The organism is Chitinophaga rhizosphaerae (genome assembly GCF_003958645.1).
GTDB classification, from domain to species: Bacteria; Bacteroidota; Bacteroidia; order Chitinophagales; family Chitinophagaceae; genus Chitinophaga; species Chitinophaga rhizosphaerae.
Map to the genome: position 1 here is coordinate 26,660 of NZ_RXLO01000018.1, position 23,839 is coordinate 50,498.

The following is a 23,839-nucleotide window of genomic DNA, read 5'->3' on the forward strand; positions in this document are numbered from 1 at the left end:
GGGAATTTGTGATTACAGTACGCTTTTCACGGCAGCCGCCAGTTTTCCGGCACGTTCCCGCACCTCCGCGTCAGTCCATGCGAGGCTGATGGGGAAGGAGATGCAGCGGCCGATGATAGCGTCGGAAGCGGGGAATTGTTTGGTTTGATAAGCGGCGAGGTCTTTCGCGAGTTGTTCGGGGAACTTCGTAAGGGTAGCGCCCGATTGCAGGTGATGCCACTTGCGGAAGTAATGCCAGTTATTGTCGAACCAGTGGAACGCGGGCAGGCCGGCGGCTTTCATGGCCCTGGCGGCTGCGCGTGCGGTATCCAGGTCGGGGAGGAAGAAGGAAAGATGGGTGCAGCTGTCGCCCGAGGGATCGGGTATCCGGCGGAATTCCACCTGCGGAACGGCCGCCAGCGCTTCTTTCACGATTTCGTAGTTGTTGCGCAGGATCGCGAGGAATTTATCCAGCTTGCGGACCTGCGCGAGGCCCACGGCTGCATGCAATTCGGAGATACGGAAGTTGAAGCCCAGGTGCGGATGGTCGTCGGCACCCCGGTCTGCCCCGCCGAGATGGTCGTGACCATGGTCGGAGTAAGCGTCTGCTTTCGTATAAACATCTTTATCGTTGGTGATGATCGCCCCGCCTTCTGCGCAGGTGATCGTTTTCACGAAGTCGAAGGAGAAAGTCCCGGCGTGGCCGATGGAACCCAGGGCCTGGCCTTTGTAGGTGGCACCGGTAGACTGGCAGGCATCTTCCAGCAAAATGAGGTTATGCTCGCGGCAGATCTCCATCAGCGCATCCATATCGGCCATGGAGCCGCACATATGAACGGGCATCACGCATTTGGTGCGCGGCGTGATGGCGGCGCGAACGGCGGCGGGGGCCAGCGTCAGCGTATCGTCCACATCTACCAGCACGGGTGTTGCGCCTACAGACAGCACCGCTTCGAAGCTGGCCACGAAAGTAAAGGTGGGCATGATGATCTCGTCTCCCGCACCAATGCCCAAAGCGGCCATGGCGGTCGTGAGCGCGGTGGTACCGCTCGATGTCAGCTGCGCGTATTGCACGTTAAAACGCTCGCAAAGCGCCTGTTCCAGTTCTTTCGCTTTATAGATCCCTTTGCGGGGACCGTCGAATCCGTAACGCATGTAAATTCCTGTCTCGAGGACGTCGTTCACTTCCTTTTTTTCTTCGGCGCCAAATAGTTCAAATCCGGGCATAATGCAAAATTTTTGTAGTGGTGCAAAGGTAGAACAATCCCGGAATGGAATTTCGATAAAAAGCGTTAAACTTTTTCCTGGTGAGATATAACGGAATTGAATTATTTATATATGAATATCAACGGTTTATATAGATTTTTAATCCGGAAACCGCGGAAACCCGCTACAAAAAAGCCGGAATCTCCCGGCCCCGGAATATGGATGCCCGGGGCGGCGAAGATGTATTCGGCGACACGGGCAACGTTCGGTAGCGGAGGCAACGCATTTCCCGGCGCACCGCTGGCGCCGCGATGCCCGTGTTGCCGTTGGGACCGGCGGGACCAGCGCACCACGATCAAAGCGTACCAATCTGCTTTCCCGGCAAAAAAATACGCACCGTCGGGGATTTGCTTATTTTCATGTCATCAATAACCATCACATGCGAAAACTCTTCCTGGCCACCGCCATCCTCCTTACGACCAGCGCCGCCGTTTCCGCGCAAGACCCGGCCGAAACCCGCATCCGGCAAGTCATGCAAACCCAGCTCGAAGCCTGGAACCGCGGCGATATCGTGGCGTTTATGGACACCTACTGGAAATCCGACTCGCTGCTGTTCATCGGCAGTAAAGGCTTGACGTACGGATGGCAGGCTACGCTCGACAATTACAAAAAAGCCTATCCCGGCAAGGAGGGCATGGGCCAGCTGGCCTTCAATCTGCTCGAATTCAAAAAACTGGCGGACGATGCCTATTTTGTAGTCGGCAAGTGGCAACTCACGCGCACCATCGGCAATCTCGACGGGCATTTCTCCATCCTGCTCCGCCGCATGAACGGCGAATGGAAGATCGTGGCAGACCACTCCAGCTAAACCCCGAACCATGAAAAGAAAACTGCTCCTGCTCCCCGCACTGCTGGCCGCACTGGCCGGCCGCGCCCAATCCGGTGCCGACATCCTCATCCGCAATGCACGCATCGCAGACGGCACCGGCAACTCCTGGTATTACGGCGAAGTGTCGGTGAAAGACGGGCGCATCCTCGCCGTAACGCGCCTCCCGCAATCCCTCCGGGCCGCAAAAATCATAGATGCCGGCGGGCGCATCGTGGCACCGGGGTTCATCGATGTGCATACCCATATCGAAGACGATGAATTCAAAGTACCCACGGCCGAAAGTTTCCTCATGGACGGCGTTACGACCGTCGTCACCGGGAATTGCGGCTCCTCCAATACCGACCTCGCGCGTTACTTTCACCAGCTCGACAGTATGACCATTTCCATCAACGTGGCATCTCTGATCGGGCATAACGACGTGCGCCGCGCCGTGATGGGCAGCACCAACCGCGCCCCCACCGCGGAAGAGCAGCGGAAAATGGAATCCCTCGTCGAAAAGGCGATGCAGGACGGCGCGGTAGGCCTCAGCACGGGGCTTATCTACGTGCCCGGCAACTATGCGCAAACGCCTGAAGTAGTTGGCCTCGCCAAAGCCGCCGCGAAATACGGCGGCGTCTACGCCACGCACATGCGCAACGAAGGCGACGCCGTGGAAACCGCCATCAACGAGGCGCTCACCATCGGCAGGGAAGCCAATATCCCCGTCGAGATCTCACATTTCAAGATCGGCGGGAAACAGAACTGGGGCCGCTCCACCGTAACATTGGCCATGATCGAAAAAGCGCGGCGCGATGGACTGGAAGTCACCATCGACCAATACCCCTACACCGCCAGCAGCACCAGCCTCAAAACGATGCTGCCCGACTGGGCGCTTTCCGGCGGGTACGATTCCGTCGTGTATCGCCTCACTACGCCCGACATCCGTAAAAAGATCGTGAAGGAAATGACAGGCATTTATAAAAAACGGCGCCTCAAAAACCTGGACTACGCCGTAGTCGCGTATTTCGAGGCAGACACCACGCTCAACGGGAAGAACATCTCCGAGATCAATAAGTTAAAGGGAAAGAAAAGCACGCTGACCAACGAAGTGGAAACCATCCTCGACCTGGTGCAACAGGGCAGCGCAGGCATGGTATTCCACGGGATGAGTGAAGAAGATGTGAAGCGGATCATGAAATATCCTTTCAACATGTTCGCGTCCGACGCGAGTATCCGCGAATTCGGTGTGGGCGTACCGCACCCGCGGGGCTACGGCACCAACGCACGTGTGCTGGGCAAATACGTGCGGGAAGAAAAGGTGCTGGGGCTGGAGGAAGCCATCCGCCGGATGACCTCGCTGCCTGCACAAAAGTTCAGACTGGCGCAACGGGGCCTGCTCGTACCGGGTTACGCGGCAGACATCGTGATCTTCGACCCCGCCACCGTCAAAGACCTGTCTACCTTCACACACCCCCACCAGTATTCCACCGGTTTCAGCCACGTGATCGTAAACGGCGTGCTGACGATCGAGGACGGACAGCACAACGGCACCCGCAAGGGGCAGGTGGTGCGTTTGGGCCGGTAAGGATCAGTCTACACGGTCTTCGGGCCCGAGAGACATCATGAAACTGCTGATGAGCGACAGCACCACGCTGAACAGGAGCGCCCACCAGAAGTTGTCTACCTTGAAACCTTTCACCAGGCTGCTGGCCCACAGCACGATCAGCGCGTTGATCACGAGCAGGAAAAGGCCGAGGGTCACCACGGTCACCGGCAGGGTGAGGATGACGAGGATGGGCTTTACGATCAGGTTGAGCAAACCCAGCACGATGGCGAGCAGCAGGGCCGTCGTAAAATCCTGGAGCTTAACGCCCGGTAAAAGGTATGCGGTCAACAGTGCGGCGAGCGCCGTCACGAGGATCCGGATAAGAATTCCTAACATCGGATAAATTGTTAGTGCTTTTACAAAATACACAAAAAGCACGCGGAATGTTTAGCCGCTGCGGTATCAGATCACGATCAGCTCGTAAAAATCTTCCGGAACCAGGTACAGGCGCGCCATCTGCTGCAACTCTTCCGCGGATATGGTTTTGATCGTACGGATGTTGTTGTAGAAGTAATTTTCGTCGAGATCGTTGAGGATAAGGTTTTTCCACCGCTGTATCACCTGGAAGGCGCCGTCGAGGTCGCCCAGGATAGACCCGATCATGAAATTCCGCACCAGGCTCAGTTCTTCTTCCGGGATCGGCTCTTCGCGCAGCCGGTTCATTTCAAGATAAATTTCCGCGATCGCTTTTTCGCAAACATCCCGTCCGGCTTCGGTCTGGATGTTGAGCGCGCCTGCCTGCCTGAAATTGTAGAGTTGCGAATGGATGCCGTAAGTATAGCCTTTCTCTTCCCGGATATTGCTCATCAGCCTCGAGCCGAAATACCCGCCAAATATGGTGTTCAGCACCAGCATCTTCGGAAAATCGGGATGGTAGCGGTTCGGGAACGCCCTAGCAACGCGGATGCTTCCCTGCACGCCGTTTTCATCGTTGAAGATGCGGTATTTCTTTTCTTCCGCAGGCAGGACCGGCATTTCCGGGCGGAGGTTGTGCCGTTCGCCGTTCCATTTCGTGGATCCGAAATACTGGTTCAACAGGGGGACCATGTTATCCGGCAGGTTGCCCGCCAGGAAGATCTTGCAATTATTGTAGGTATAATGCTGTTGATAAAACGCGCGTAAACTCTCTGTTTGCAGCGCATCGTACGCCATCATGCTGCTCACCCGGCCGTAGGGATGGAATTCGCCGAAGAGGTATTTATCGATGTGCCGGTTGGCGACGAACTCGCTTTTCTGCAGGTTTACGGCCAGCTTCTGCTTCATGTTCTGGATGAAGATGGCCAGTTCCTGTTCGGGGAACACCGGGTCCTGGATCACTTCCTGGAGCGTGGGCAACAGTTCGGTGATGTGCTTGCTGAGGCAATGGAGCGTGTAGGTGGCGTTTTCATGGTAGGCGCCGCGGTTGAGATAAGCGCCGTAGTATTCGATCATCTCGTTGATCTCGAGTGCCGAATGCTTCGAGGTGCCGTTCTTCATGAGGAAGTTGGTGGCGGAGGCCACGAGGTTCTCCGATTCGTACCAGCTGCCTGCCGGGAATACCAGTTCCAGCTGGAGGGTTTCCTGCTCGGTGGAACGCACCACGTACACGGGTATGCCGTTGTCGAGCCGGAACTGCTCCAGCGGCTTGAGCTGTATGTCGAAATTTACTGCGTCTTTTATTGCGGGTGCCTGTCTTCTGTTGATCATAATCTTAATTTCCTGCGTAATAATGGATCGTGTTGGCGTTGGCGGGAGAGAAGATCGCCCTCGCCTGCTCCTGGATGTCGGCCACGGTTACCGCCTCGTATTTGGCGAACTCCGTATTCATATCGGCGGCATCGCCGATCAGTTCGTAGAATGCGAGGTTGTTGGCGCGGGACAGCAGCCCCATGTCTTCAAAAGCCAGCATGCTTTCCACGCGGTTCTTCACCTTCTGCAATTCGCGCTCGGAGATGAGCTCGCTGCGGAGTTTGTCCAGCTCCTCTTCCACGGCTTTTTCTGCGTCTTTCATCTTCACGCCCTTTACCAGTTTGCCTTCGATGGCCATCAGGCCTGCGTCGAGACTGCCGAAGTGATAGCATTCGATGTTGCTGAAAAGTTTCTTTTCCTTTACCAGCACCTGGTGCAGGCGCGAAGAACCTCCGCCGCTGAGCACATCGCTCACGAGGTCGGCCGCATAGTACTTCGGATCGATCCGGGAAGGCATGTGGTACGCCTTGTACAGCGCGTCCAGCGGCACTTTCGACTTGATCTCCAGGAAATGCGGCGCATCCTGCACGGGCTCCTGCGGCAGATGGCGGACATAACGCTCGCCGCTCGGGATATCGCCGAACCATTTTTGGGCCAGCGCTTTCACCTGCGCTTCCGTCACCTTGCCAGCCACAACGAGGATCGCGTTCTGCGGGCGGTAATGGCGGAAGAAGAACGACTTCACGTCTTCCAGCTTCGCGTCTTCGATATGCTTCAGCTCCTTGCCGATGGTCATCCAGCGGTAGGGATGCGTGGAGTAGGCCAGTTCGCGCATTTTATGCCAAACGTCGCCGTAAGGTTTGTTGATATAATGTTCCTTGTATTCTTCCACGACCACTTTCCGTTGCACTTCGAGCGATTTTTCGGAGAACGCGAGGGAAAGCATGCGGTCACTTTCCAGCCAGAAAGCCGTTTCGAGGTTTTCTGCCGGCAGTTCTATGTAGTAATTGGTAAGGTCGTTGGTCGTGTATGCGTTGTTTTCGCCGCCTGCCATTTGCAGGGGCTCGTCGTACTCGGGGATATTGATGCTCCCGCCGAACATGAGGTGCTCGAATAAATGCGCGAAACCGGTCTGGCGGGGATCTTCGTCCCTCGCGCCCACATCGTACAGCACATTCACCACCGCCATGGGCGTGGTGGCGTCTTCGTGCACGATCACGCGCAATCCGTTATCCAGCGTAAACTTTGAAAAATGAACCATATGCCGAATATATAAAATAATTGCCGGCAACCGCCGGAGTGGCGGACCGAAACATGCAAATCTACGACAAAAGCCGTTCCTTACAATATGCTGCGGATGGGCAACTGCTTTACCATGAGCTCATTGTTGCGCATGAGCAGCAGTTTGGGGCGGGTACCGATGTTCTTGAGAATGTCGCGGTAGAGCTGGAGATTGGTGGAGAAATTGTTATTGATGGCCAGGATCACGTCTCCCACCTTGAAGCCGGCTTTTTCCGCCGGCGAATTGCGGATCACGTCCGTCACCTCGATCCGGTTATCGATCAGGTAAATGATGAGGCCGGTGTAGGAATAATCGAAATGGTCGCGGAAGTGGGTGTTGGGGATGAGATGGATTTCTTTCCTGGCGTAATTGAGGGTAAGATTGAAGCGCCGCAGTAGATCATTGCCGATCATCCCCGCCAGCGAAGGGTAGGAGGTGATGTTGGTGATATCGTCGAACAGGTAGGTGGGCACATTCCGGAAAGTATAATTCCCGACGCGGAATTCGTTCATGGTGGTGATGTACATCTGCATTTTCCCGCCGAGGCCCTGTGCTTCCGTAGGGATCACTTTGACCTTGCGCCTCACGAGCAGGGAGCTGTCTTTCACGAACTGCGTGGTGAGCAGCAGGCACATCCCGGCGCCGGTATCGAAATAATACCGGTGGTTCACGTTACGCTTGCCGCTGCGGAGCGGGGCGCTCACAACGGGAATGAAGGTCAGGTTGGGCTTGAGGACCTGTCCGCCGCGGGGATATTTGAACGCGCCGTTAGACCACATGGCGATTTCCTCCTTGTCATAATCCACCTGCATGATGTAGCGGTGGAGGAGGCTGTAGCCGATGATGCCGTCTATCTGGATGCCATATACCTGGCTGATCAGTTCGTAATCATTGATATGAAAATCGAGACTGTCTACGCTGAGGCCCGGCAGGTGAAGGGTGTTATCCGCCGCGTAGGAAATGTTCTTGCTGGCGGCGAGGCCGCGGACCACTTTGTCCGACGGGGTTACTTTCAGGCCGAGGCGCACGCAGGTGGCCGTGTCCAGCGAAATGCCGGCGCTGCCGGTGTCCAGCAAAAACTGGAGGGTGTCCGGATGATCGTTGAGGCGGGCGTATACGACCACAACGCCTCCGTAGAACTGTTTGAAAGGAAAGCGGGTGATGAGCCGGGCTTCCGGCTCGTTGTGGGCGACTTCGGTCCCCTGTGCACAGGTTTCACACGGGGCATACAGCAGGCTCAGGATCAGGATGATAACGTGAAAAATGGATTTGGCTCCCATATTAGTTTGCGGAACAGACGGGCGACCGCACCCGTCTCTCCCACTTAAATTTAACATTTCCTCCGATACCCCGCGCTCCGAAATCTTACAAGCGGCAAAATAATTTATGGGGATACCCTACCTTTGCTGACAAGATGCAATTACAGGATTTATACAGGAAAGCACAGCAGTTTGAATTTCTCACGGCGGAAGAAGGCGTTTTCATGTTCCAGAACGCGCCCCTGGCCGAATTGATGGAAATCGCCAATGAACTGAGGAAGCAACAGGTACCCTCCGGCAAGGTGACCTGGCAGATAGACCGGAACGTGAATACCACGAACGTATGCACCGCCAATTGCAAGTTCTGCAACTTCTACCGGATCCCCGGGCATAAAGAAGCCTATATCACTGATATTGAAGAATATAAAGTCAAAATAGAAGAAACCTTCAAATACGGCGGCGACCAGCTCCTCCTGCAGGGCGGCCACCACCCGGAACTGGGGCTGAAATTCTATGTAGACCTCTTCCGCCAGCTCAAACAGCTGTATCCCCACCTCCGCCTCCACACCCTCGGGCCCCCGGAAGTGGCGCACATCACCAAGCTCGAAAAAAGCACGCATATCGAAGTGCTCCGCGCGCTGAAGGAAGCAGGGATGGACTCCCTGCCCGGCGCTGGCGCCGAAATCCTCAACGACCGCGTCCGCCGGCTCATCTCCAAAGGCAAATGCGGCGCCGCAGAGTGGCTCGATGTGATGCGCGCAGCACATAAACTCAACATCGCATCCTCCGCCACCATGATGTTCGGCCACGTGGAAACCCTGCCCGAAAGGTTCGAGCACCTGGTAGACATCCGGCAGGTACAGTCCGAAAAGCCCCAAGGGCACTACGGCTTCACCGCCTTCATCCCCTGGACGTTCCAGGACGTAGACACCCTGCTGGCGCGCATCCGCGGCGTCCACAACACGTCCACCGCAGAAGAATACATCCGTATGATCGCCATGTGCCGCATCATGCTGCCCAATATCAAAAACATCCAGGCTTCCTGGCTCACCGTAGGCAAACAGGTTGCGCAATTGTGCCTCCATGCCGGCGCCAACGATTTCGGGTCGATCATGATCGAAGAAAACGTAGTGAGCGCCGCCGGCGCCCCGCACCGGTTCACCTACAAATCCATGCAAGACGCCATCCGCGAAGCCGGCTTCGAACCGCAGCTCCGCAACCAGCTCTACGAATACCGCGACATCCCCGAATCCATCCAGGAACAGGTCATCACTTACTAATCGTATCGAAAGGAATATAGCAACTGCCGGCCATCGCGCCGGCAGTTTGCATTTGGGAAACCATCAACGCAATACATGCATTTTTATTGTGTCAAATCCTTGTATGGCAAGCATTTGCAATACCTTAACAGTTCGGTGAAAAGAATGTTAAATCGGGATATCGCGTGTATCATTTGGACCTCATCCAACGTCTAACAGGTATAAAAACACCAATACGATGAAGATCAAGATGAAACTTTTGACCACAGGGATATTGACCGGACTGGTGTTGTTCCTCGGAGCCTGTTCCAGCACGAAAGTGACCTCTTCGTGGAAGGAACCGGAAACCTCATTGCAGAAAGACCAGAAAATCATGGTGCTCGGCCTCGTGAACGACCGCGAAGGGAGATTGCGTGGACAAATGGAAAAAGAAATGGTACTGGCACTCAAAAAGCAGGGATACCAGGCAGTTTCCGCATACGATGAATTCGGGCCCAAAGCATTCAGGGGGCTGAAGGAAGAACAGGCGCTGAACAAACTCCGGAAAGGCGATATCGACAAGGTACTTACGATCGTGATGCTGGATAAATCGAAAGAAAAGAGCTACGTACCCGGCAATAACTTTTACGGTCCGTTCGGTAGCCCATTTTACGGCCGCTGGTGGGGATATTACAACTGGATGTACGGCAGGGTATACGATCCCGGCTATTACACCACCAACACCCGCTACTTCCTCGAATCGAACCTGTATAGCATCAGCGACAAGCAACTGCTCTACTCTATCCAGACAGAAACCTTCGACCCCGCGTCCGCCGAGCGGATGGCAGTGGTGTACACCAACAAGGTTGTGGCTGATATGACCCGGCAGCAGCTGATCGGCAGAAATTAAGTGTAGTACAGTACCGTCATAATCAAATCAACAGGTGACTTGCCTCCGGGTAGGTTGCCTGTTGGTGTTTTAGCAGGGTTTTATTATGTTTACCTGCCCGACCATATGCTAGAGATACCTGTCAACACCGAAATCCGGCTGCGCCAGCTGCAAACGGAAGATGCGCCGGCCCTGTTCCGGCTGATCCATGATTCCCGCAAAACGCTCCGGCGCTTTCTGCCCTGGGTCGATTACAATACTTCCGAAGAACATTCCCTCCGGTTCATCGAACTGATGCTTCAAAAAGCAGACGGGCAGGAAGCCGTCGCTTTCGGGATATGGTACAACGACGCGCTTTGCGGCGTGATCGACCTTCATGGCTGGGACCACATCCTCCAGAAAGCCGAAATAGGATACTGGCTCGGCAACGTCCACCAGGGAAAAGGCATCGTCACGGAAGCCTGCCGCGGTTTGGTGGAATACGCTTTCTCGACCCTCCGGCTCAACAAGCTGGAAGTCCGCTTCGTCCTCCAAAACGAAAAAAGCGCGCAAATACCCATTAAACTGGGCTTTACGCGCGAAGGCATTCTCCGGGAGAGCGCCAAGCTGCATGGGCAATATGTAGACATGGTGGTGATGGGGATGTTGCGCCACGACTGGCAGAAATCCCGCACCTGACCTCCTTACACGTCACAAATCTGAACACCCTGGCGGAGAGACGCCAGCTTGTCGGGCCGCTTGGGCACAAACTCCTGCGCCACGAAACCTTTAAAACCGGTGTCCACTATGGCCTGCATGATGGCGGGGTAGAAAAGTTCCTGGGTTTCGTCGATTTCGTTGCGCCCCGGCACGCCGCCGGTATGGTAATGTGCGATGAATTGCTGGTTTTCACGGATCGTGCGGATTACGTCGCCCTCCATGATCTGCATGTGGTAGATGTCATAGAGCAGCTTGAAGCGATCCGACCCCACGGCCTTGCAAAGCTCCACTCCCCAACTGGTATGATCGCACTGGTAATCTTTATGGTCCACCTTGCTGTTGAGCAGTTCCATCACCAGCGTCACTTTTTTCTTTTCTGCGTAGCCGATCACCTGTTTGAGGCCTTCGGCGCAATTGATGATCCCCTGCTCGTCGCTAAGGCCGGCGCGGTTGCCGGAGAAGCAGATGAGATTGGTGAACCCGGCTGCCGCCGTTTTATCGATCAGGTCGCGGTAAAACTCCGCCAGCGGCGCATGATGCTCTTTCCGGTTCCAGCCCCGGGAAATGCCCCAGTCTTTGGAAATGGAGCCCACCATCGCGCAGGTGAGGTCGTACTTCTTGATGGTTTCGAACTGTTCGGGCGAAATGATCTCGATGCTTTTGATGCCCATGTCGCGGGCCGCCTGGCTGAGGGTTTCCAGCGGAATGCCGCCGTAACACCAGGCGCAAACGGAGTGGTTCACTTTGCCTTTGAGGGCGGTACCCACGGCGCTTTCGTGTGCGGAAACACGTTCGCTGAGGGAGGAAAGGGCTGTGCCGGCCAGTGCCATAGTCGCTACTTTTTTGATCGCATCTCTGCGGGATGAAGGTGATGTCATAACGTGGATGATTTTACCGGACATGAAAATATGGCTTTTTCCGACGGAATGCAAGTTTTGAACGGGCTGCGAAAGCACGGCGGTGCGCATCCAAATGACCAGTCGCATTCGTATATACATGCAGCATGGTCAAGGGTTTTGGAGGAAATTGGGGGATGATGGCGCCCTGCCATGTAACTTTTTGGCGGGTAATTTGATTATATAGATATAAACCCGTGCGTATGGAAAGAAAATCTACTCCCAGCCTGATCGTTTGCGTGGTGATGGACCTGATAGGCCTGGCCAGCTATGCGGTGCCTTTGCTGGGGGAGGTGAGCGATGTGATCTGGGCGCCTATTTCGGCGGTGGTGTTCTACCGCCTGTTCGGTGGCCCGGTAGGCCTTTTCGGCGGCGCCTTCAATTTCATCGAAGAGCTGTTCCCCGGCCTGGATTTCATCCCGACCTTCACCATCGCGCGGCTCGTGGTTTACCTTTCGAACCACTGGGCAGCGCAAGGCAAGAAACGTGTCGTTAACGATTTGAAAGGCGCCAGACGAGCCTAAGGGCCGACCAGCCAGCGTCTACCCGGACGGAGTCCGGCATCCCGGCAGGCTTTTTTCCCGGCCGTCAGCGGATGATAGGGGGCGGGGGTGCGCCGTTTTTCCCGCCGAACCGGTTGAAAATCCAGGTGAAGGAAAGCATAAAATAGCGGCGGAGCACCATATTCCGGGTGTCTTCGATATAGTTGTCGGCCACCGTCCGGTTAACGCTCACGCTTTGGTTCAGCAGATCGTACACATGCAACCGCAGCACACCCTGGCGCCGGGGCAGGAATGTTTTGGCGATAGACGCGTTAATACGGGTAAACTGCTGGTCAAACCCTTCTCCACGGCCGGTAGTAGCGGTATACAGCGTTTGCGCGTTCACCACCACATCCCAGGGCAGGGTAACCGCCGCATCCAGGCTGAGATCGTAATTGAAATATTTGGCATTGTTCTGCGGGTTCGCGGAAAAACTCGCGTCGTTGAACGTTATCCTGGCTTCCGTTCCCATAAAAAATTTGTCCGGCATCGAATAGTTGAAGTTTACCACTTGCCCCAAAGTCAGGTTGTTGGCGAAATTCTTCGCACCGTTCACCAGGCTGGGATCGCGGCGGTAGCCCGCTTCCGTGGTGAAGTTGAAGGCCGCTTTCTGGGATTTGTCCAACGGCAGGCCAACCACCGAAAACGCATTCAGGTTGTAACTCCCGTTCATATTCACCGGTTGCGTCACCTGCACGCCGTCCTGGCGCAGCGTAGTCCCGTTCACGATTTTGTTGAGGTTGACCATCCCCGACAACCCCAAAAACCAGCTCCGGTAATTCTCCTTGTTAAACGTATTGTAGGAAATGTTGACCATGTTTTGAAAAAAAGGTTTCAGGTCGGGGTTCCCCAGCCGGATCAGCAGCGGGTTCGAGAGATCGGGAACGGGCTGCAACTGGTCGAGCGAAGGCTGGGAGGTATTGCCCCGGTACGTCATTTTAAACCGCTTGTGCTGCGAAAAATTATAGGCGAATTGCGCCGTCGGCGAGAAGTTGGTGGTAGTCTGCGCGATCGTTTCCCCTTTCGTCAGGTTGCGGCTTTCCAGCAGGTTCCGCTGCACGTTGAAGCCGATGGTATAGTTGTATTTCAGCTTATCCGTCCGCAGGTTGAGGCCCGCCTGGTGGTACTCGGTGATGTTGTTGAAATGATTGGTGAGGCTGTCGTTCAGCTGATCGTATTCCCCGCCGGGCTTGCTACGGTCCCAGGTGTAGCGGTCAGACGAGTTCAGGCCGTTATTGTACGAATAATTGATTTCCAGTAACCGGTTGCGGAAAACGGGCTCGGTATAAGCGAGCCGGATGTTGTATTGCCGCGATGAATTTTCGGATTGCACTTTCTGGTCGATCGTATCCAGCCGCGACTGCCCGTTCAGCGAAAACCGGGTGTAGGCTTCGTTGAAATTGGTGACGGCGCTGTTATTGTAATTAAAGGTGAGATTGGCGCTGAGCGTCCGTCCCTTTTTCCTGAACTTCCGGCGAAGCAGGGCATGGGTGGAAATGTTGGGCGTTTTGGACGAAGATATCGCGCTGCTGCGGTTGGTATTGACCGTGTCGCGGTCATTATTGAGCGTAGTGCTGAAGCGTTGGGAATAACTATCGTTGTTGGAATACACGACGTTCGGTGTTATTATGAACGAGTAGAACGAATCGATCTCGCCTTCCAGCCGCATATTCATATTGTGTGTGGTGGCCGAATTGAGGCCATTATTCGCGTCCTGGACGTAGCTGGATGAATCTTTCCTGAAAATATGCTGCCGGCTGCCGGTGGTTTCCGTTTCCGTTCGCCCGTCGTTGACGTGGTAACTGCCGTTGACTTTAAGTTTCTGTGAGGTGCTGTTGTTGTACTGGAGGCCGCCGAACCAGTTCCGCGAGATGCCCGATGCCCCGCCCATATTGCCCAATCCGCCTTCCGGATTGCTGGTGCCGTTGGTGTTGTTGGCGCTGCCGATGAAGGAGTACTGTTTTTCTTTCCGGAAAGCGTTGATATTGGCGTTGCCGGAGAACCGCGCACCGGTGCCGTATCCCGCCGTTGCCCGCCCGAAAAACCCTCTGCGCTTGTTTTCCTTCACGGTGAAGTTGAGCACCTTTTGGGTTTGACCGTCGGGGATGCCCGTAAACTGCGCCTGTTCGCTTTTCTGGTCGATGAGCTGTACTTTTTCCAGGATATCCGCGGGGAGGTTGCGCGTGGCCATTTTAGGGTCGTTCCCGAAGAACGGTTTTCCGTCCACCAACACTTTCGAGACCGTTTCTCCGCCGGCTTTGATGGTGCCGTCGCGCTCTACGGTGATGCCCGGCAATTTCTTCAGCAGATCTTCCACCACGGCGTTTTCCTTTGTTTTGAACGAGCTGGCGTTGTATTCGATGGTATCTTCTTTCAACGTGATCGGTTGGCGGAACCCTTCCACATCGATCCGCGCGAGGTTGATGCCTTTCGGCGCCATGGCAATGGTTCCTGCGGAAATGGAAGTGACGGTGTCCGACACCTGGAGCTCACGGGTATATTGCGTGTAACCCATATAAGCGATCACCAGGCGCAGGTAGCCCCGCTGGGTAGCCGTAAGGGTAAACCGCCCGAGGGAATCCGTCACGGCATGGGCGGCCGTCACGGAATCCTTGCCCAGCAGGGCCACGGGGGCATTAGGGAGCGCTTCGCGGGTAGCCTGGTCGGTAATGCGGCCGGTTACGCGGAATTCGCGGAGCTGGGCGCGGGATGCGGTGGCAATCCCGAGCACCAGCCATATGGTCAACAGGCATATCTGCCGGATCTTCTTCATGAGGGGCGCTGTGTCTTTTCTAATGGGTTAATTATTCCGCTTCCTGTAATTTTTTCAGTTGTTCGTTTTGAAACGCTTCCAGGATACTTCTTTGTTTCTCCTTCATCTGCACCGCCGTTAGCTTTTCAGCGCCTGCGGGCAACATCGGCGCGTCGGGTACGGGTTTAAGCTCCACTTTCTTCGCCGTATACGAGCGCTTCTCGCTTTCCAGCGCCAGCACTACGCCCTGCGGCGGCCATACCCCGTTCACCGGCGAAAACAGCATCGGGATATCGGTCGTATACCAGATCACGAAAGATTCTTCTCCCACAACGGCCGTAGCCCGCTGGCAGCGGAATCCCGCGATGGTCTTCGTTCTCCCGGAAGTTTTTATTTCCGCGGCAGGTTTGTAATCTTCTTCCGAATACCAAACCCCGGCCACCCCGCTATCTTTATTTTGCGTGAGCACCGATAAATACCGCTTGTTTAGCAAGTCAATATACGTTGCGTTGGTGACAGGGGGGCGCAGTGATGATGACCGGCCAACCGGCCCGGCAGCCGCCGTCGCCCCGGCTACACCAGCCGAAAAGGAAGCACCGCCCGGAGGCCCGCCGCCTGCAGGGAGGCCCAATGTCATTTTCCGCATCACGTTACCGCCATTCTCCGTTTCCAGCCGGCCCATTCCCCCTGCGAAGGTGAACGTCTGGCTGAAAGTAATAAGGTTCGGCATGTCGGGCGGAGGCGTGTCGCTCGTGGTCACAGATCCGTCTGGCCCGCGCATCACCATCCTGAACTGGCCCTTCTCGAGCTTGGAGTTCACTTCATATTCGATCACGCCAGACGGCTGCTGCGCCCGCACGGCAGCGGCTGTCAACAGTCCGGCACAAAGAATCAGGTACGTTTTCATGGCTTTTTTTTCCGTAAAGATGACGCAGCCGGGCGGTGAAAATGGTTAACCACTCATAACGTTTGTTAATTAGTGTTAAGCGTCTCGCGGCTGTTGGATCAGATTGAATAGCTTTACATCATGCGCAACCGCATCAGAAACATACTCGTGCTCATGACCGCCTGCATCCTCGGCATCCTCGCCCTCCAGGGGTACTGGCTGTACCAGGCGTACCAGATCCGCCTGCAGGAATTCCAGCGCGATATCAACGACGCCCTCCGCACGGCTGTTTTTCACAAACAGTTCGGCGACGCCGGCAAAGTGCTCGGCCTGTCCAAATTCAACCTGACGTTCACCTCCACCATGGCAGACAGCACCTCGCCCATGGGCCAGGTTACCCGCATCGTGAGCGACCTGGATTCCGCCGCCGCAGCCTCCGGCGCCGTGGTCAAAAACGCGTACTTCCTTGCGGCCCCCGCGCGCCCGGTTTTTCCGGCCGACGAGTTCGGGCCGCCGACAGGAGAAAATGTGGAACCGCACATGGTACGCCGCGACACCCAACTCCGGCAGCTGACGGACACGCTGTCGCGGAAAATTTCGGAAGTGCTGGTGAGAAGGGATTTTTATCGTACTTCGCTTACGATCAATCAGTTAGACAGCCTATACCGGATAGAGCTCGGGAACCGGGGGATCAACACCGGCTTCCAACTGGATACGCTCGCACTCAGCCACGAAACCTTTCAATCCCTCCCCAAATCGCCGTTCCGCACCACCGTCATCCCCTTCAATCCCATCAACAACATCTTTGTGACGGCGAATTTCGCGAGCCCCATGCCGCATATTCTCGGCCGGATGACCGGCAGCCTCGCCGCTACGGGCGTTTTGCTGCTGCTGACGGTGGGTTCGTTCCTGTATATGCTCCGCACGATCCTCCGGCAAAAAAGACTCTCGGAAGTCCGCAACGATTTCATCAATAACATGACCCACGAGCTGAAAACCCCCATCGCCACGGTATCCGCGGCCGTGGAGGCGCTCGAACGGTTCAACGCCCTCGCCGATCCGCAGAAAACCGCCAATTACCTCCGCATTTCCCGGCAGGAGCTCCAGCGCCTGGGCGACCTCGTCGAAAAAGTGCTCCACATCGCCGCGGAAGAAAAAGAAGATGTGACGCTCCAACCCGAAATGGTGGACCTCAACGATATCATCGCCGACATCATTTCCAACCACCGCCTCAAATCCGGTAAAAAAATCGATTTCAGCTATACCTTGCTCGCCGATCCGCTCGTGCTCGCCGATCCCACCCATCTTTCCCACGCCATCAACAACCTCGTCGACAATGCCATCAAATACTCCAACGATCCGGCGGAGATTTCCGTGCATGTGGCCCGCCGGCCGGGATGGGTGCGCATTTCGGTGAAAGACAATGGCATCGGCATTCCGCACAGCTATCACAACAGCATTTTCGATAAATTCTTCCGCGTACCGTCCGGTAACCTGCATAACGTGAAAGGTTTCGGGCTTGGATTGAGTTATGTGAAGAAGATCGCCGAAAAACACGGCGGCAGCATCAAAGTAAAAAGCGAGCCCGACAAGGGCAGCGAATTTCAACTGGAAATCCCCGCAGCATGAGCCCATCCCAACCCGTCATATTACTCATCGAAGACGAATGGCAACTCGCCCAGATCGTGAAAGACAGCCTCGAAACCCGCGGTTTTATGATGATCTGCGCGGCAGACGGCGTGGAAGGCCTCCGCCTGTTCCGCCAGCACAAGCCGGATGCCATCGTGATGGACGTCATGATGCCCAACCTCGACGGTTTCTCGCTCACCACCGAAATCCGGAAAACTGACAAGCACGTACCCATCATCTTCCTCACCGCCAAATCGCAAACCGCGGATGTGGTAAAGGGATTTGAATCCGGCGGGAACGATTATCTGAAAAAACCCTTCAGCATGGACGAGCTCATCGTCCGCATACGCTCGCTGCTGGCCCGTTTCGGCGGACATGCGGCGCCGCCTCCGCCATCCGAAGACGAAATCCTCATCGGCCAGTTCCTTTTCCAGCCCTACAGGCAGACACTCACGCGAAACGGGTACACGGAGTACCTCTCGCACCGCGAGTCCGAAGTACTGCTGCGCCTTTGCCGGCACAGAAACCAGGTCATGGAGCGCCGGCCCGTACTGCTCGACCTCTGGGGCGACGATAACTTCTTCAACGCCCGCAGCATGGACGTTTTCATCACAAAACTGCGCAGGTATCTGAAAGACGATCCGAAGATCCAGATCGTCAATATTCGCGGGGTGGGATATAAGTTGATTAGCTGAAGAGGTAGAGCACGTCTTCTTTCGTGAGTTTTTTGATGAAGCCGGAATCGTCGGCGATGATGTCTTTCACCAGCGATTTCTTCCGCTCCTGCAGTTCCAGGATTTTTTCCTCCACGGTGTCTTTACAGATCATGCGGTAGGCGAAGATGTTCTTCGTCTGCCCGATACGGTGCGTCCGGTCGATGGCCTGTTGTTCCACCGCGGGGTTCCACCAGGGGTCAACAATGTAAACGTAGTCGGCCGCGGTGAGGTTGAGACCTACGCCACCGGCTTTGAGGGAAATGAGGAACACGCGGCATTCCTCGTTGTTCTGGAAGTTCTGGATGGCTTTTTCGCGGTCCATTGTGCTGGTGGAGCCGTCGAAATATTCATACGGGATCTTCTGATGGGCGAGGCGGTCTTTAATGAGGCCGAGCATGCCGAGGAATTGACTGAATACCAGCACTTTGTGGTTACTGATGTTTTCAGAGATTTCGCGCGTGAGCTCATGCAGCTTTACGGAGTGGTTGGGGTATTTTTCCGCTTCGTTGAGGATGGCGGGCGAGTCGCAGATCTGGCGGAGCTTCATGAGGCCCTGCAAAATCGTGAGCTGGCTGCGTTCCATCCCCTGGTCTTCGATGACGCCCAGGATTTTGGAGCGGTAGGAGTTGCGGTAAGCGTCGTAGATATGGCGCTGTTCCGGGTCCATTTCGCAGAAGATGACGGTCTCGATTTTCTCCGGCAGGTCTTTGGCCACCTGTTCTTTCGTTCTGCGGAGGATGAAGGGATAGATGAGCTTTTTCAGGTGCTCTTTCCTTTCCTCGTCCTGGAACTTGTCTATCGGCGTGGCGAATTCGTTACGGAAGAAGTCTACGCTGCCGAGCATCCCCGGGTTGAGGAAGTTCATCTGGGCGTAGATATCGAAGGTATTGTTTTGCATGGGCGTGCCCGACAGCGCGATGCGGTTGCGGGTGTTGAGCAGCTGTGCGGCTTTGGTCACCTTCGACTGCGGGTTTTTGATCGCCTGCGATTCATCGAGTATCACGTAGTCGAAATCGATCTTCATGAGCAGTTGCACATCGCTGCGCAGGGTGCCGTAGGTGGTGATGATGACGTCGAAGGCGCCCAGTTCCTCCGGAATGCGGAGGCGTTGCGGGCCGTGATGGATGTGATAGGTAATGCCCGGTGTAAATTTCCGGATCTCGTTCTCCCAGTTGTAGATCAGCGTGGTGGGGCAAACCACCAGCATGGTGCATTGTTCGTGCACGTTCTTGTAATGCTGGATGAACGTAAGCGCCTGCACGGTTTTACCAAGACCCATATCGTCTGCCAAAATCCCGCCCCACTTCACTTCGTCGAGGTAATTGAGCCACTGGAAGCCGCTTTCCTGGTAAGGCCGCAGGTTGGCGTTGAGATTGCCGGGCAGGTCTACGCTGCGGATCTCGTCGAACTGGAGCAGTTTGCGCCGCTTTTCGTCGAGCTCTACAAGGATGGCCTCGTCGTCGATGAACTCGTACAGTTCGTCGATCACCGAGAAGTTGTATTTGCTCAGTTTGAGGCCGGCGCCTTTATCTTTTTCTTCCCCTATCTTGAAAAGTAGGGAATATTTTTTCAGCCATTCTTCCGGCAGCAGGCCCAGGGAGCCGTCTGCCAGCTGCACGTAATTCTGTTTGTTGGCGAGCGCGCGCTTGATGTCGCGTATCCCGACTTTCTGATCGCCATACACCACTTCGATCTGCGCGTCGAACCAGTCGATGCCGGAGCTGATCTGCAGGTTGGTGACGGGTTTCTGCGCCGAGAATCGGAAGTTCCGCAGTTGCTCGAAGCCGAAAACGCGTACGTCCATTTCCTTCAGCGCGTCGAAGAAGAGGAAGAACCAGTTGTTCTTCAGGGCTTCTTTTGCGCGGAGGAAGAAATAGTTGTAATTGCTGTTGACGGAGAAGTTGGTGTGCAGCGCGCGGATGCTGTTTACGAAATTATCTTCCGCTTCCTTGTTCCGGTGGATCACCAGTACTTTATTACCTTCCTGGACGGTGATGCGGGTTTCCTCGTTCCACTCCACATCGTGCCCATGATAGGAGAACGCGGGCTGGATCACGAAGGTTTCGCCCATTTCTTTCAGGTAGACGCGGTTTTCCGGGATCACGTCGTCCACTTCGGCCAGCAGCGAGGCATCGTACTGAACGGCGTATTCCTTTCCCAGCGGGAGGATGGATTCCTTGAGGAAATCCTGCCATTCGTTGGTAGGCACGCGCACGGCGTTATGCTCCTGGTATTGGAGGAGGTGGATGGAATCTTTCGGATTGTTGAAGTAGTGCAGGGTGCCGTTGTACAGGAACAACAGCGGGCTGGCCCACTGGTTGGCCGATACGTTCACGGCTTCGCCGTCGATGTCTACCCAGGCGGTTACTTCCACATGATCGCCGCCGTTGCCGGCTTTGAAGTAAGGTTTGAGCGGATATCCGGATACCTGGATTTGTTGCAGGTTCTTGGTTTTGAACAACTGCCCGTCGCGCAGGAGGAACACGAGCCTGTGGTCGGTCAGCAGCGGGAACAGCTTGGCGAGTTTGGGCTGGAGGTATTCCACGATCAGCTCCATGGTTTCCATGGGCAGGCCGCTTTCGCTTTCGTGCATGATGTTTTCCCAGATGCCGGCGAAGGGGGAGTTCTTGTTGAGGAACTTGTTGACTTCGGTGTGCTGGAGCTTGCGGATGGGCGAAATGAGATCGCGGTCTTTCTCTTTGAAAAGGTAAAAGTCGACGTATTTGCCGAGGTCGATGCGGTTTACCAGCGACACGAATTCCGTTTCATCTTCGTTCGCGTCTCCGCTCACCAGTTCCATCTGGAAATAGGGGAACAGTTTGTCGTTGGCATTCAGCACCACGCCCAGTCGGCGTGCAACGGTGAGAGTTTCTTCCGGTTCCGGGGCCGATTCAGTTTTGGCGGCGGCAACGGTCTCCACTTTTTTGATGGTGGGGTCGAGCACGCGCAGGAAGGGTTTCCCGTTCATGTAAGAGAACGCGAATTTGCCTTCGAGATCGTCGCTGAGCGAGTAGCCGTAGGAGGAGAGGAGTTTGTTCTTCTCTTTGTCCCAGTTGCGGAGCGTATCGAAATAGAAGGGCCCGTGGGCGGTGAGGAGCTGCAGGAACAGCGCAGTTTTGTGGACGCAAAGCGGATGCTCATGCTCGTCGCAGGTACAATGCGTGTCGAAATTGCGTTCTTCGTTCCGCTGGAGGATGAGGGGATATTTCTTCCCGTCGGTCCGCAGTTCGGCTTCCACCTTCTCGTCTTTGGCGGATTTGATGACGGCCTGCGTTTTGCGCAGGATGCGGTCTGCCTCGGAGATGATGGTATTGGAAGTAAGGAGTTTGATGGTTTTGAGATCGATCGACTTCATCTTGATCAGCGTATGTTGCTGGTCGTATTGCGTGTCGAACGCATCGAAATGGTTCCTGTCCAGCATTTCCTGCAGCTGGAAAAGGGCGGCGGCTTCGTGGCGGCAAATGTCTCCCAGGTTATAGGGGCATTGGCATCGCACGCTCATTGTAGCCGGTTCGTTGTATTTGCTGATGGTAACCTTATAGAAATTCGCATGTGTGTCGCTCTTCACCCGGAACGAGGCCGAGCGCAGTACGGGATCGCCTTCGAGCAGCTCTACGCCGCCAGTTGCGAATATGCGTTTCCCCCTTCGGATCACCTCGTCGGTGCCGTTATTATATACATATTTTAATAAATGGGGTAGCGACATGCTTTCCTTGTGATGCCTTCTTTTGTTTGAGCCGGGGTTTTATGACATTTGGCGCTGTCGGGATCTTCACTCGATTCTTCTGTTTTTCTTCGTTATTCCATACAATGACGGCTCAAAAAAAGGCAATCCACAAAAGTAAGCAAAAAAATTCAATAAGAATCGCTGAAACGGGTCCTAAATCCTGCCGCTCCCGCAAAAAAATGTACACCTCAAATGGAAAAATATCCATTGAGTCCCGGGGGGCTCCTGCTGTACTTTTGTATAAAATCTTTCTATGGGAAACACCCTTTCTATCAGCAATTCAAAAGGCCAGGACCTCGGCCTTACCATTCTCCGCGTTGGCGTGGGCGTACTGTTCTTCTACTTTGGTTGGCAGAAGCTGGCCGGTGGCGCGCAATTGTGGGCCATGATCGGCGGAGCCATGAACTTCCTCGGCATTTCGTTCGCACCCACTTTTTTCGGGCTGCTCGCTACCATAGCCGAATTCGCCGGCGGATTGCTCCTGGCGCTCGGTCTTTTCACCCGCTGGGCATCCTGGTCGCTCGTGATCACGATGGTCGTGGCTGTGATCCTCAAAGCCAATACGGGTAACGGGATGGTGGATGTAGCCTCTCCGCTCTTCGCCCTCCTCATCACCCTGGCGTTTGCCCTTGGCGGCGGAGGTGCATGGTCGGTAGACAATGTACTGAAACAAAAGAAATCATCCGGCGCGCTGGCTTAAAACCCATCACCGGAACAAAGGAAAAAAGGGTGAGTTTTCATTGTGAAACTCACCCTTTTACGTGTATGCGTAGCTGCAATTATTTCTCTTTCACCAACTCGCCATTGTACAGAATGGGCAGCACATTGGCGCCATCGGGCGTGAGGCAGAAGCGGATGTCTTCCTCCAGGCCGTAACGGGCCAGCCGCTGGAAGTGCGAAGCTTTTTTCATGAACCCGAAAAGATCGCTCTTCGCGCTGTGGTACAGGGTTTCGGCGGCCAGTGCGGAATCGCAGTTGACGTCGAAATGCTCCTTGATACGGCTTACCACCGCACCGGCGAACAGCGTGTCTTCCATATTTACCCGGTCTTTCCACGCCGCGCACCCCAAAATCACGTTCTGACCCTGTGAGATGAGGTATTCGCATACGGAAGAAATGTTCGGGAACGATCCGGTGATGATCTGCACGGCGTCTTTGGCCATGTGCAGCAGCTTGGTACCGTTGGTGGTAGTCAGCACCAGCACCTTTCCTTCGATGAACGCTGCCGGGTATTCGAAAGGGGAATTGCCGTGCAGCAGCCCGTCCGCGATCTTGCCGTCGCGCTCTCCGGCGGTAATGGCGTTGAGCTGGCGGCCGATGTTCACGCATTCTTCCACCGTAGCCACGGGGATCACTTTGGCGGCGCCGTTATGGAGCGCGGTACAGATGGTAGAGGTGGCCCGCAGTACGTCGATGATCACCACGATGCTGTTCTTTACGTCGAACAGGTGCAGCAGTGCGGGAGACAGGCATACTTCCAGCCTGGGTTTGTTAATCTCGCTCATTCTTTCTTTATATATTAATCAAGGATCACACGCCACTTTTCGCTCTCTGCGTATTCCTTGATGATTTGATTGCGTAATTCCAGCAGCCGGCACATGTATTTCCGCAGGTACAGTTTTTCGAGCCATTTCCCGAAAACGCCGTAAGGTACGCCAAACTCGAAAACGTCGATCATCACCGTTCCGTTATCGATTTCCCTGAAGAAATGGTCGTGTTTCATGTGGGTGAAATCGCCTTTTTCCATTTCGTCGGTAAAATGCCCATGTTTGTTCATGGCGGTGATCCGGGTGGTCAGCTCCCTGTTTTTACCCAGGTGCCGGGCGCGCCAGGTCACGGTTTCGTCGTACTCGATCAGCCCGTTGGTCCGCCCTCGTATGGCTTCCTCTTTCAGGTGCGACATACTTCGTTTATGCAGGGTGATGCTCCGGCTCAGGTCGAAAACCCTTTGCAACGGTGCATGAATGACCGTGGTCAGATGAATACTTGGCATAGCG

General features: G+C 55.1%; 20 protein-coding genes. 9 read left to right on the top strand and 11 right to left on the bottom strand.

Annotation, left to right across the window (positions count from 1 at the left end; genetic code table 11):
• Positions 1-12: 12 nt before the first annotated feature.
• Positions 13-1,206 (bottom strand): DegT/DnrJ/EryC1/StrS family aminotransferase, encoded by a 1,194-nt coding sequence (locus EJ361_RS24585; protein ID WP_126249233.1) that lies wholly within the window; start codon positions 1,204-1,206, stop codon positions 13-15.
• Positions 1,207-1,624: 418 nt separating this feature from the next.
• Between EJ361_RS24585 and EJ361_RS24590 the strand changes: the two genes are divergently transcribed.
• Together EJ361_RS24590 and EJ361_RS24595 are read left to right on the top strand one after the other, a co-directional pair.
• Positions 1,625-2,053, top strand: a complete 429-nt coding sequence (locus EJ361_RS24590; protein ID WP_126249234.1) for a YybH family protein — start codon at positions 1,625-1,627, stop codon at positions 2,051-2,053.
• 10 nt (positions 2,054-2,063) lie between these two features.
• On the top strand, positions 2,064-3,638 hold the full coding sequence (locus EJ361_RS24595; protein WP_126249235.1) for an N-acyl-D-amino-acid deacylase family protein: 1,575 nt from the start codon (positions 2,064-2,066) through the stop codon (positions 3,636-3,638).
• 3 nt (positions 3,639-3,641) lie between these two features.
• On the opposite strand, the gene EJ361_RS24600 is transcribed toward EJ361_RS24595, so the two are convergent.
• The 4 genes from EJ361_RS24600 to EJ361_RS24615 all read right to left on the bottom strand — a co-directional run bounded on the left by EJ361_RS24600 (position 3,642) and on the right by EJ361_RS24615 (position 7,889).
• Positions 3,642-3,995, bottom strand: a complete 354-nt coding sequence (locus tag EJ361_RS24600) for a phage holin family protein (RefSeq protein WP_126249236.1) — start codon at positions 3,993-3,995, stop codon at positions 3,642-3,644.
• Positions 3,996-4,061: 66 nt separating this feature from the next.
• Positions 4,062-5,345: a M16 family metallopeptidase gene (locus EJ361_RS24605; protein WP_126249237.1), complete on the bottom strand. Its 1,284-nt coding sequence runs from the start codon at positions 5,343-5,345 to the stop codon at positions 4,062-4,064.
• Positions 5,346-5,349: 4 nt separating this feature from the next.
• Positions 5,350-6,588 carry a M16 family metallopeptidase gene (locus EJ361_RS24610; protein ID WP_126249238.1) on the bottom strand — a complete coding sequence of 413 codons (1,239 nt, stop codon included), beginning with the start codon at positions 6,586-6,588 and terminating at the stop codon, positions 5,350-5,352.
• Positions 6,589-6,668: 80 nt separating this feature from the next.
• The gene (locus EJ361_RS24615; RefSeq protein WP_126249239.1) at positions 6,669-7,889 is read right to left on the bottom strand and encodes an aspartyl protease family protein; all 1,221 of its coding nucleotides are present in this window, start codon (positions 7,887-7,889) and stop codon (positions 6,669-6,671) included.
• A gap of 134 nt (positions 7,890-8,023) precedes the next feature.
• On the opposite strand from EJ361_RS24615, the gene mqnC reads away from it, so the two are divergent.
• From mqnC to EJ361_RS24630, 3 genes are all read left to right on the top strand, one after another.
• Positions 8,024-9,148, top strand: a complete 1,125-nt coding sequence (gene mqnC, locus EJ361_RS24620; RefSeq protein WP_126249240.1) for a cyclic dehypoxanthinyl futalosine synthase — start codon at positions 8,024-8,026, stop codon at positions 9,146-9,148.
• Between the two features lie 217 nt (positions 9,149-9,365).
• Positions 9,366-10,016 (top strand): hypothetical protein, encoded by a 651-nt coding sequence (locus EJ361_RS24625; RefSeq protein WP_126249241.1) that lies wholly within the window; start codon positions 9,366-9,368, stop codon positions 10,014-10,016.
• A 105-nt stretch (positions 10,017-10,121) separates the two neighbouring features.
• The gene (locus tag EJ361_RS24630) at positions 10,122-10,673 is read left to right on the top strand and encodes a GNAT family N-acetyltransferase (protein WP_126249242.1); all 552 of its coding nucleotides are present in this window, start codon (positions 10,122-10,124) and stop codon (positions 10,671-10,673) included.
• Between the two features lie 5 nt (positions 10,674-10,678).
• Here EJ361_RS24630 and EJ361_RS24635 read toward each other — a convergent pair whose 3' ends face one another.
• On the bottom strand, positions 10,679-11,572 hold the full coding sequence (locus tag EJ361_RS24635; protein ID WP_126249243.1) for a hydroxypyruvate isomerase family protein: 894 nt from the start codon (positions 11,570-11,572) through the stop codon (positions 10,679-10,681).
• A gap of 221 nt (positions 11,573-11,793) precedes the next feature.
• On the opposite strand from EJ361_RS24635, the gene EJ361_RS24640 reads away from it, so the two are divergent.
• Complete coding sequence (locus tag EJ361_RS24640; protein WP_205687108.1) at positions 11,794-12,114, top strand: hypothetical protein; 321 nt, start codon at positions 11,794-11,796, stop codon at positions 12,112-12,114.
• 64 nt (positions 12,115-12,178) lie between these two features.
• On the opposite strand, the gene EJ361_RS24645 is transcribed toward EJ361_RS24640, so the two are convergent.
• Both EJ361_RS24645 and EJ361_RS24650 read right to left on the bottom strand, forming a co-directional pair.
• Positions 12,179-14,905, bottom strand: a complete 2,727-nt coding sequence (locus EJ361_RS24645; protein ID WP_126249244.1) for an outer membrane beta-barrel protein — start codon at positions 14,903-14,905, stop codon at positions 12,179-12,181.
• A 31-nt stretch (positions 14,906-14,936) separates the two neighbouring features.
• On the bottom strand, positions 14,937-15,791 hold the full coding sequence (locus tag EJ361_RS24650; protein WP_126249245.1) for a hypothetical protein: 855 nt from the start codon (positions 15,789-15,791) through the stop codon (positions 14,937-14,939).
• A gap of 120 nt (positions 15,792-15,911) precedes the next feature.
• Between EJ361_RS24650 and EJ361_RS24655 the strand changes: the two genes are divergently transcribed.
• Entirely contained in the window at positions 15,912-17,399 is a 1,488-nt protein-coding gene (locus EJ361_RS24655) for a sensor histidine kinase (RefSeq protein ID WP_126249246.1), read from the top strand.
• Entirely contained in the window at positions 17,396-18,094 is a 699-nt protein-coding gene (locus EJ361_RS24660) for a response regulator transcription factor (RefSeq protein WP_126249247.1), read from the top strand. Before EJ361_RS24655 ends, EJ361_RS24660 begins: the two co-directional genes overlap by 4 nt.
• Here EJ361_RS24660 and EJ361_RS24665 read toward each other — a convergent pair.
• Positions 18,087-21,821 (bottom strand): DEAD/DEAH box helicase, encoded by a 3,735-nt coding sequence (locus EJ361_RS24665; RefSeq protein ID WP_126249248.1) that lies wholly within the window; start codon positions 21,819-21,821, stop codon positions 18,087-18,089. The genes EJ361_RS24660 and EJ361_RS24665 overlap by 8 nt on opposite strands.
• Before the next feature lie 274 nt (positions 21,822-22,095).
• On the opposite strand from EJ361_RS24665, the gene EJ361_RS24670 reads away from it, so the two are divergent.
• Complete coding sequence (locus EJ361_RS24670) at positions 22,096-22,542, top strand: DoxX family protein (protein ID WP_126249249.1); 447 nt, start codon at positions 22,096-22,098, stop codon at positions 22,540-22,542.
• 79 nt (positions 22,543-22,621) lie between these two features.
• Here the strand turns inward: EJ361_RS24670 and EJ361_RS24675 are convergent, their stop codons facing one another.
• Entirely contained in the window at positions 22,622-23,347 is a 726-nt protein-coding gene (locus tag EJ361_RS24675; protein WP_126249250.1) for a 2-phosphosulfolactate phosphatase, read from the bottom strand.
• 14 nt (positions 23,348-23,361) lie between these two features.
• Positions 23,362-23,835, bottom strand: coding sequence for an SRPBCC family protein (locus EJ361_RS24680; protein WP_126249251.1), 474 nt, complete (start codon positions 23,833-23,835; stop codon positions 23,362-23,364).
• Between the last annotated feature and the right edge of the window lie 4 nt (positions 23,836-23,839).

What these genes read in the sequence shown, in the direction of transcription:
- EJ361_RS24585 (WP_126249233.1), bottom strand. Translation starts at nt 1,206, where the DNA reads ATGCCCGGATTTGAACTATTTGGCGCCGAAGAAAAAAAGGAAGTGAAC.
- EJ361_RS24590 (WP_126249234.1), top strand. Translation starts at nt 1,625, where the DNA reads ATGCGAAAACTCTTCCTGGCCACCGCCATCCTCCTTACGACCAGCGCC.
- EJ361_RS24595 (WP_126249235.1), top strand. Translation starts at nt 2,064, where the DNA reads ATGAAAAGAAAACTGCTCCTGCTCCCCGCACTGCTGGCCGCACTGGCC.
- EJ361_RS24600 (WP_126249236.1), bottom strand. Translation starts at nt 3,995, where the DNA reads ATGTTAGGAATTCTTATCCGGATCCTCGTGACGGCGCTCGCCGCACTG.
- EJ361_RS24605 (WP_126249237.1), bottom strand. Translation starts at nt 5,345, where the DNA reads ATGATCAACAGAAGACAGGCACCCGCAATAAAAGACGCAGTAAATTTC.
- EJ361_RS24610 (WP_126249238.1), bottom strand. Translation starts at nt 6,588, where the DNA reads ATGGTTCATTTTTCAAAGTTTACGCTGGATAACGGATTGCGCGTGATC.
- EJ361_RS24615 (WP_126249239.1), bottom strand. Translation starts at nt 7,889, where the DNA reads ATGGGAGCCAAATCCATTTTTCACGTTATCATCCTGATCCTGAGCCTG.
- mqnC (WP_126249240.1), top strand. Translation starts at nt 8,024, where the DNA reads ATGCAATTACAGGATTTATACAGGAAAGCACAGCAGTTTGAATTTCTC.
- EJ361_RS24625 (WP_126249241.1), top strand. Translation starts at nt 9,366, where the DNA reads ATGAAGATCAAGATGAAACTTTTGACCACAGGGATATTGACCGGACTG.
- EJ361_RS24630 (WP_126249242.1), top strand. Translation starts at nt 10,122, where the DNA reads ATGCTAGAGATACCTGTCAACACCGAAATCCGGCTGCGCCAGCTGCAA.
- EJ361_RS24635 (WP_126249243.1), bottom strand. Translation starts at nt 11,572, where the DNA reads ATGACATCACCTTCATCCCGCAGAGATGCGATCAAAAAAGTAGCGACT.
- EJ361_RS24640 (WP_205687108.1), top strand. Translation starts at nt 11,794, where the DNA reads ATGGAAAGAAAATCTACTCCCAGCCTGATCGTTTGCGTGGTGATGGAC.
- EJ361_RS24645 (WP_126249244.1), bottom strand. Translation starts at nt 14,905, where the DNA reads ATGAAGAAGATCCGGCAGATATGCCTGTTGACCATATGGCTGGTGCTC.
- EJ361_RS24650 (WP_126249245.1), bottom strand. Translation starts at nt 15,791, where the DNA reads ATGAAAACGTACCTGATTCTTTGTGCCGGACTGTTGACAGCCGCTGCC.
- EJ361_RS24655 (WP_126249246.1), top strand. Translation starts at nt 15,912, where the DNA reads ATGCGCAACCGCATCAGAAACATACTCGTGCTCATGACCGCCTGCATC.
- EJ361_RS24660 (WP_126249247.1), top strand. Translation starts at nt 17,396, where the DNA reads ATGAGCCCATCCCAACCCGTCATATTACTCATCGAAGACGAATGGCAA.
- EJ361_RS24665 (WP_126249248.1), bottom strand. Translation starts at nt 21,821, where the DNA reads ATGTCGCTACCCCATTTATTAAAATATGTATATAATAACGGCACCGAC.
- EJ361_RS24670 (WP_126249249.1), top strand. Translation starts at nt 22,096, where the DNA reads ATGGGAAACACCCTTTCTATCAGCAATTCAAAAGGCCAGGACCTCGGC.
- EJ361_RS24675 (WP_126249250.1), bottom strand. Translation starts at nt 23,347, where the DNA reads ATGAGCGAGATTAACAAACCCAGGCTGGAAGTATGCCTGTCTCCCGCA.
- EJ361_RS24680 (WP_126249251.1), bottom strand. Translation starts at nt 23,835, where the DNA reads ATGCCAAGTATTCATCTGACCACGGTCATTCATGCACCGTTGCAAAGG.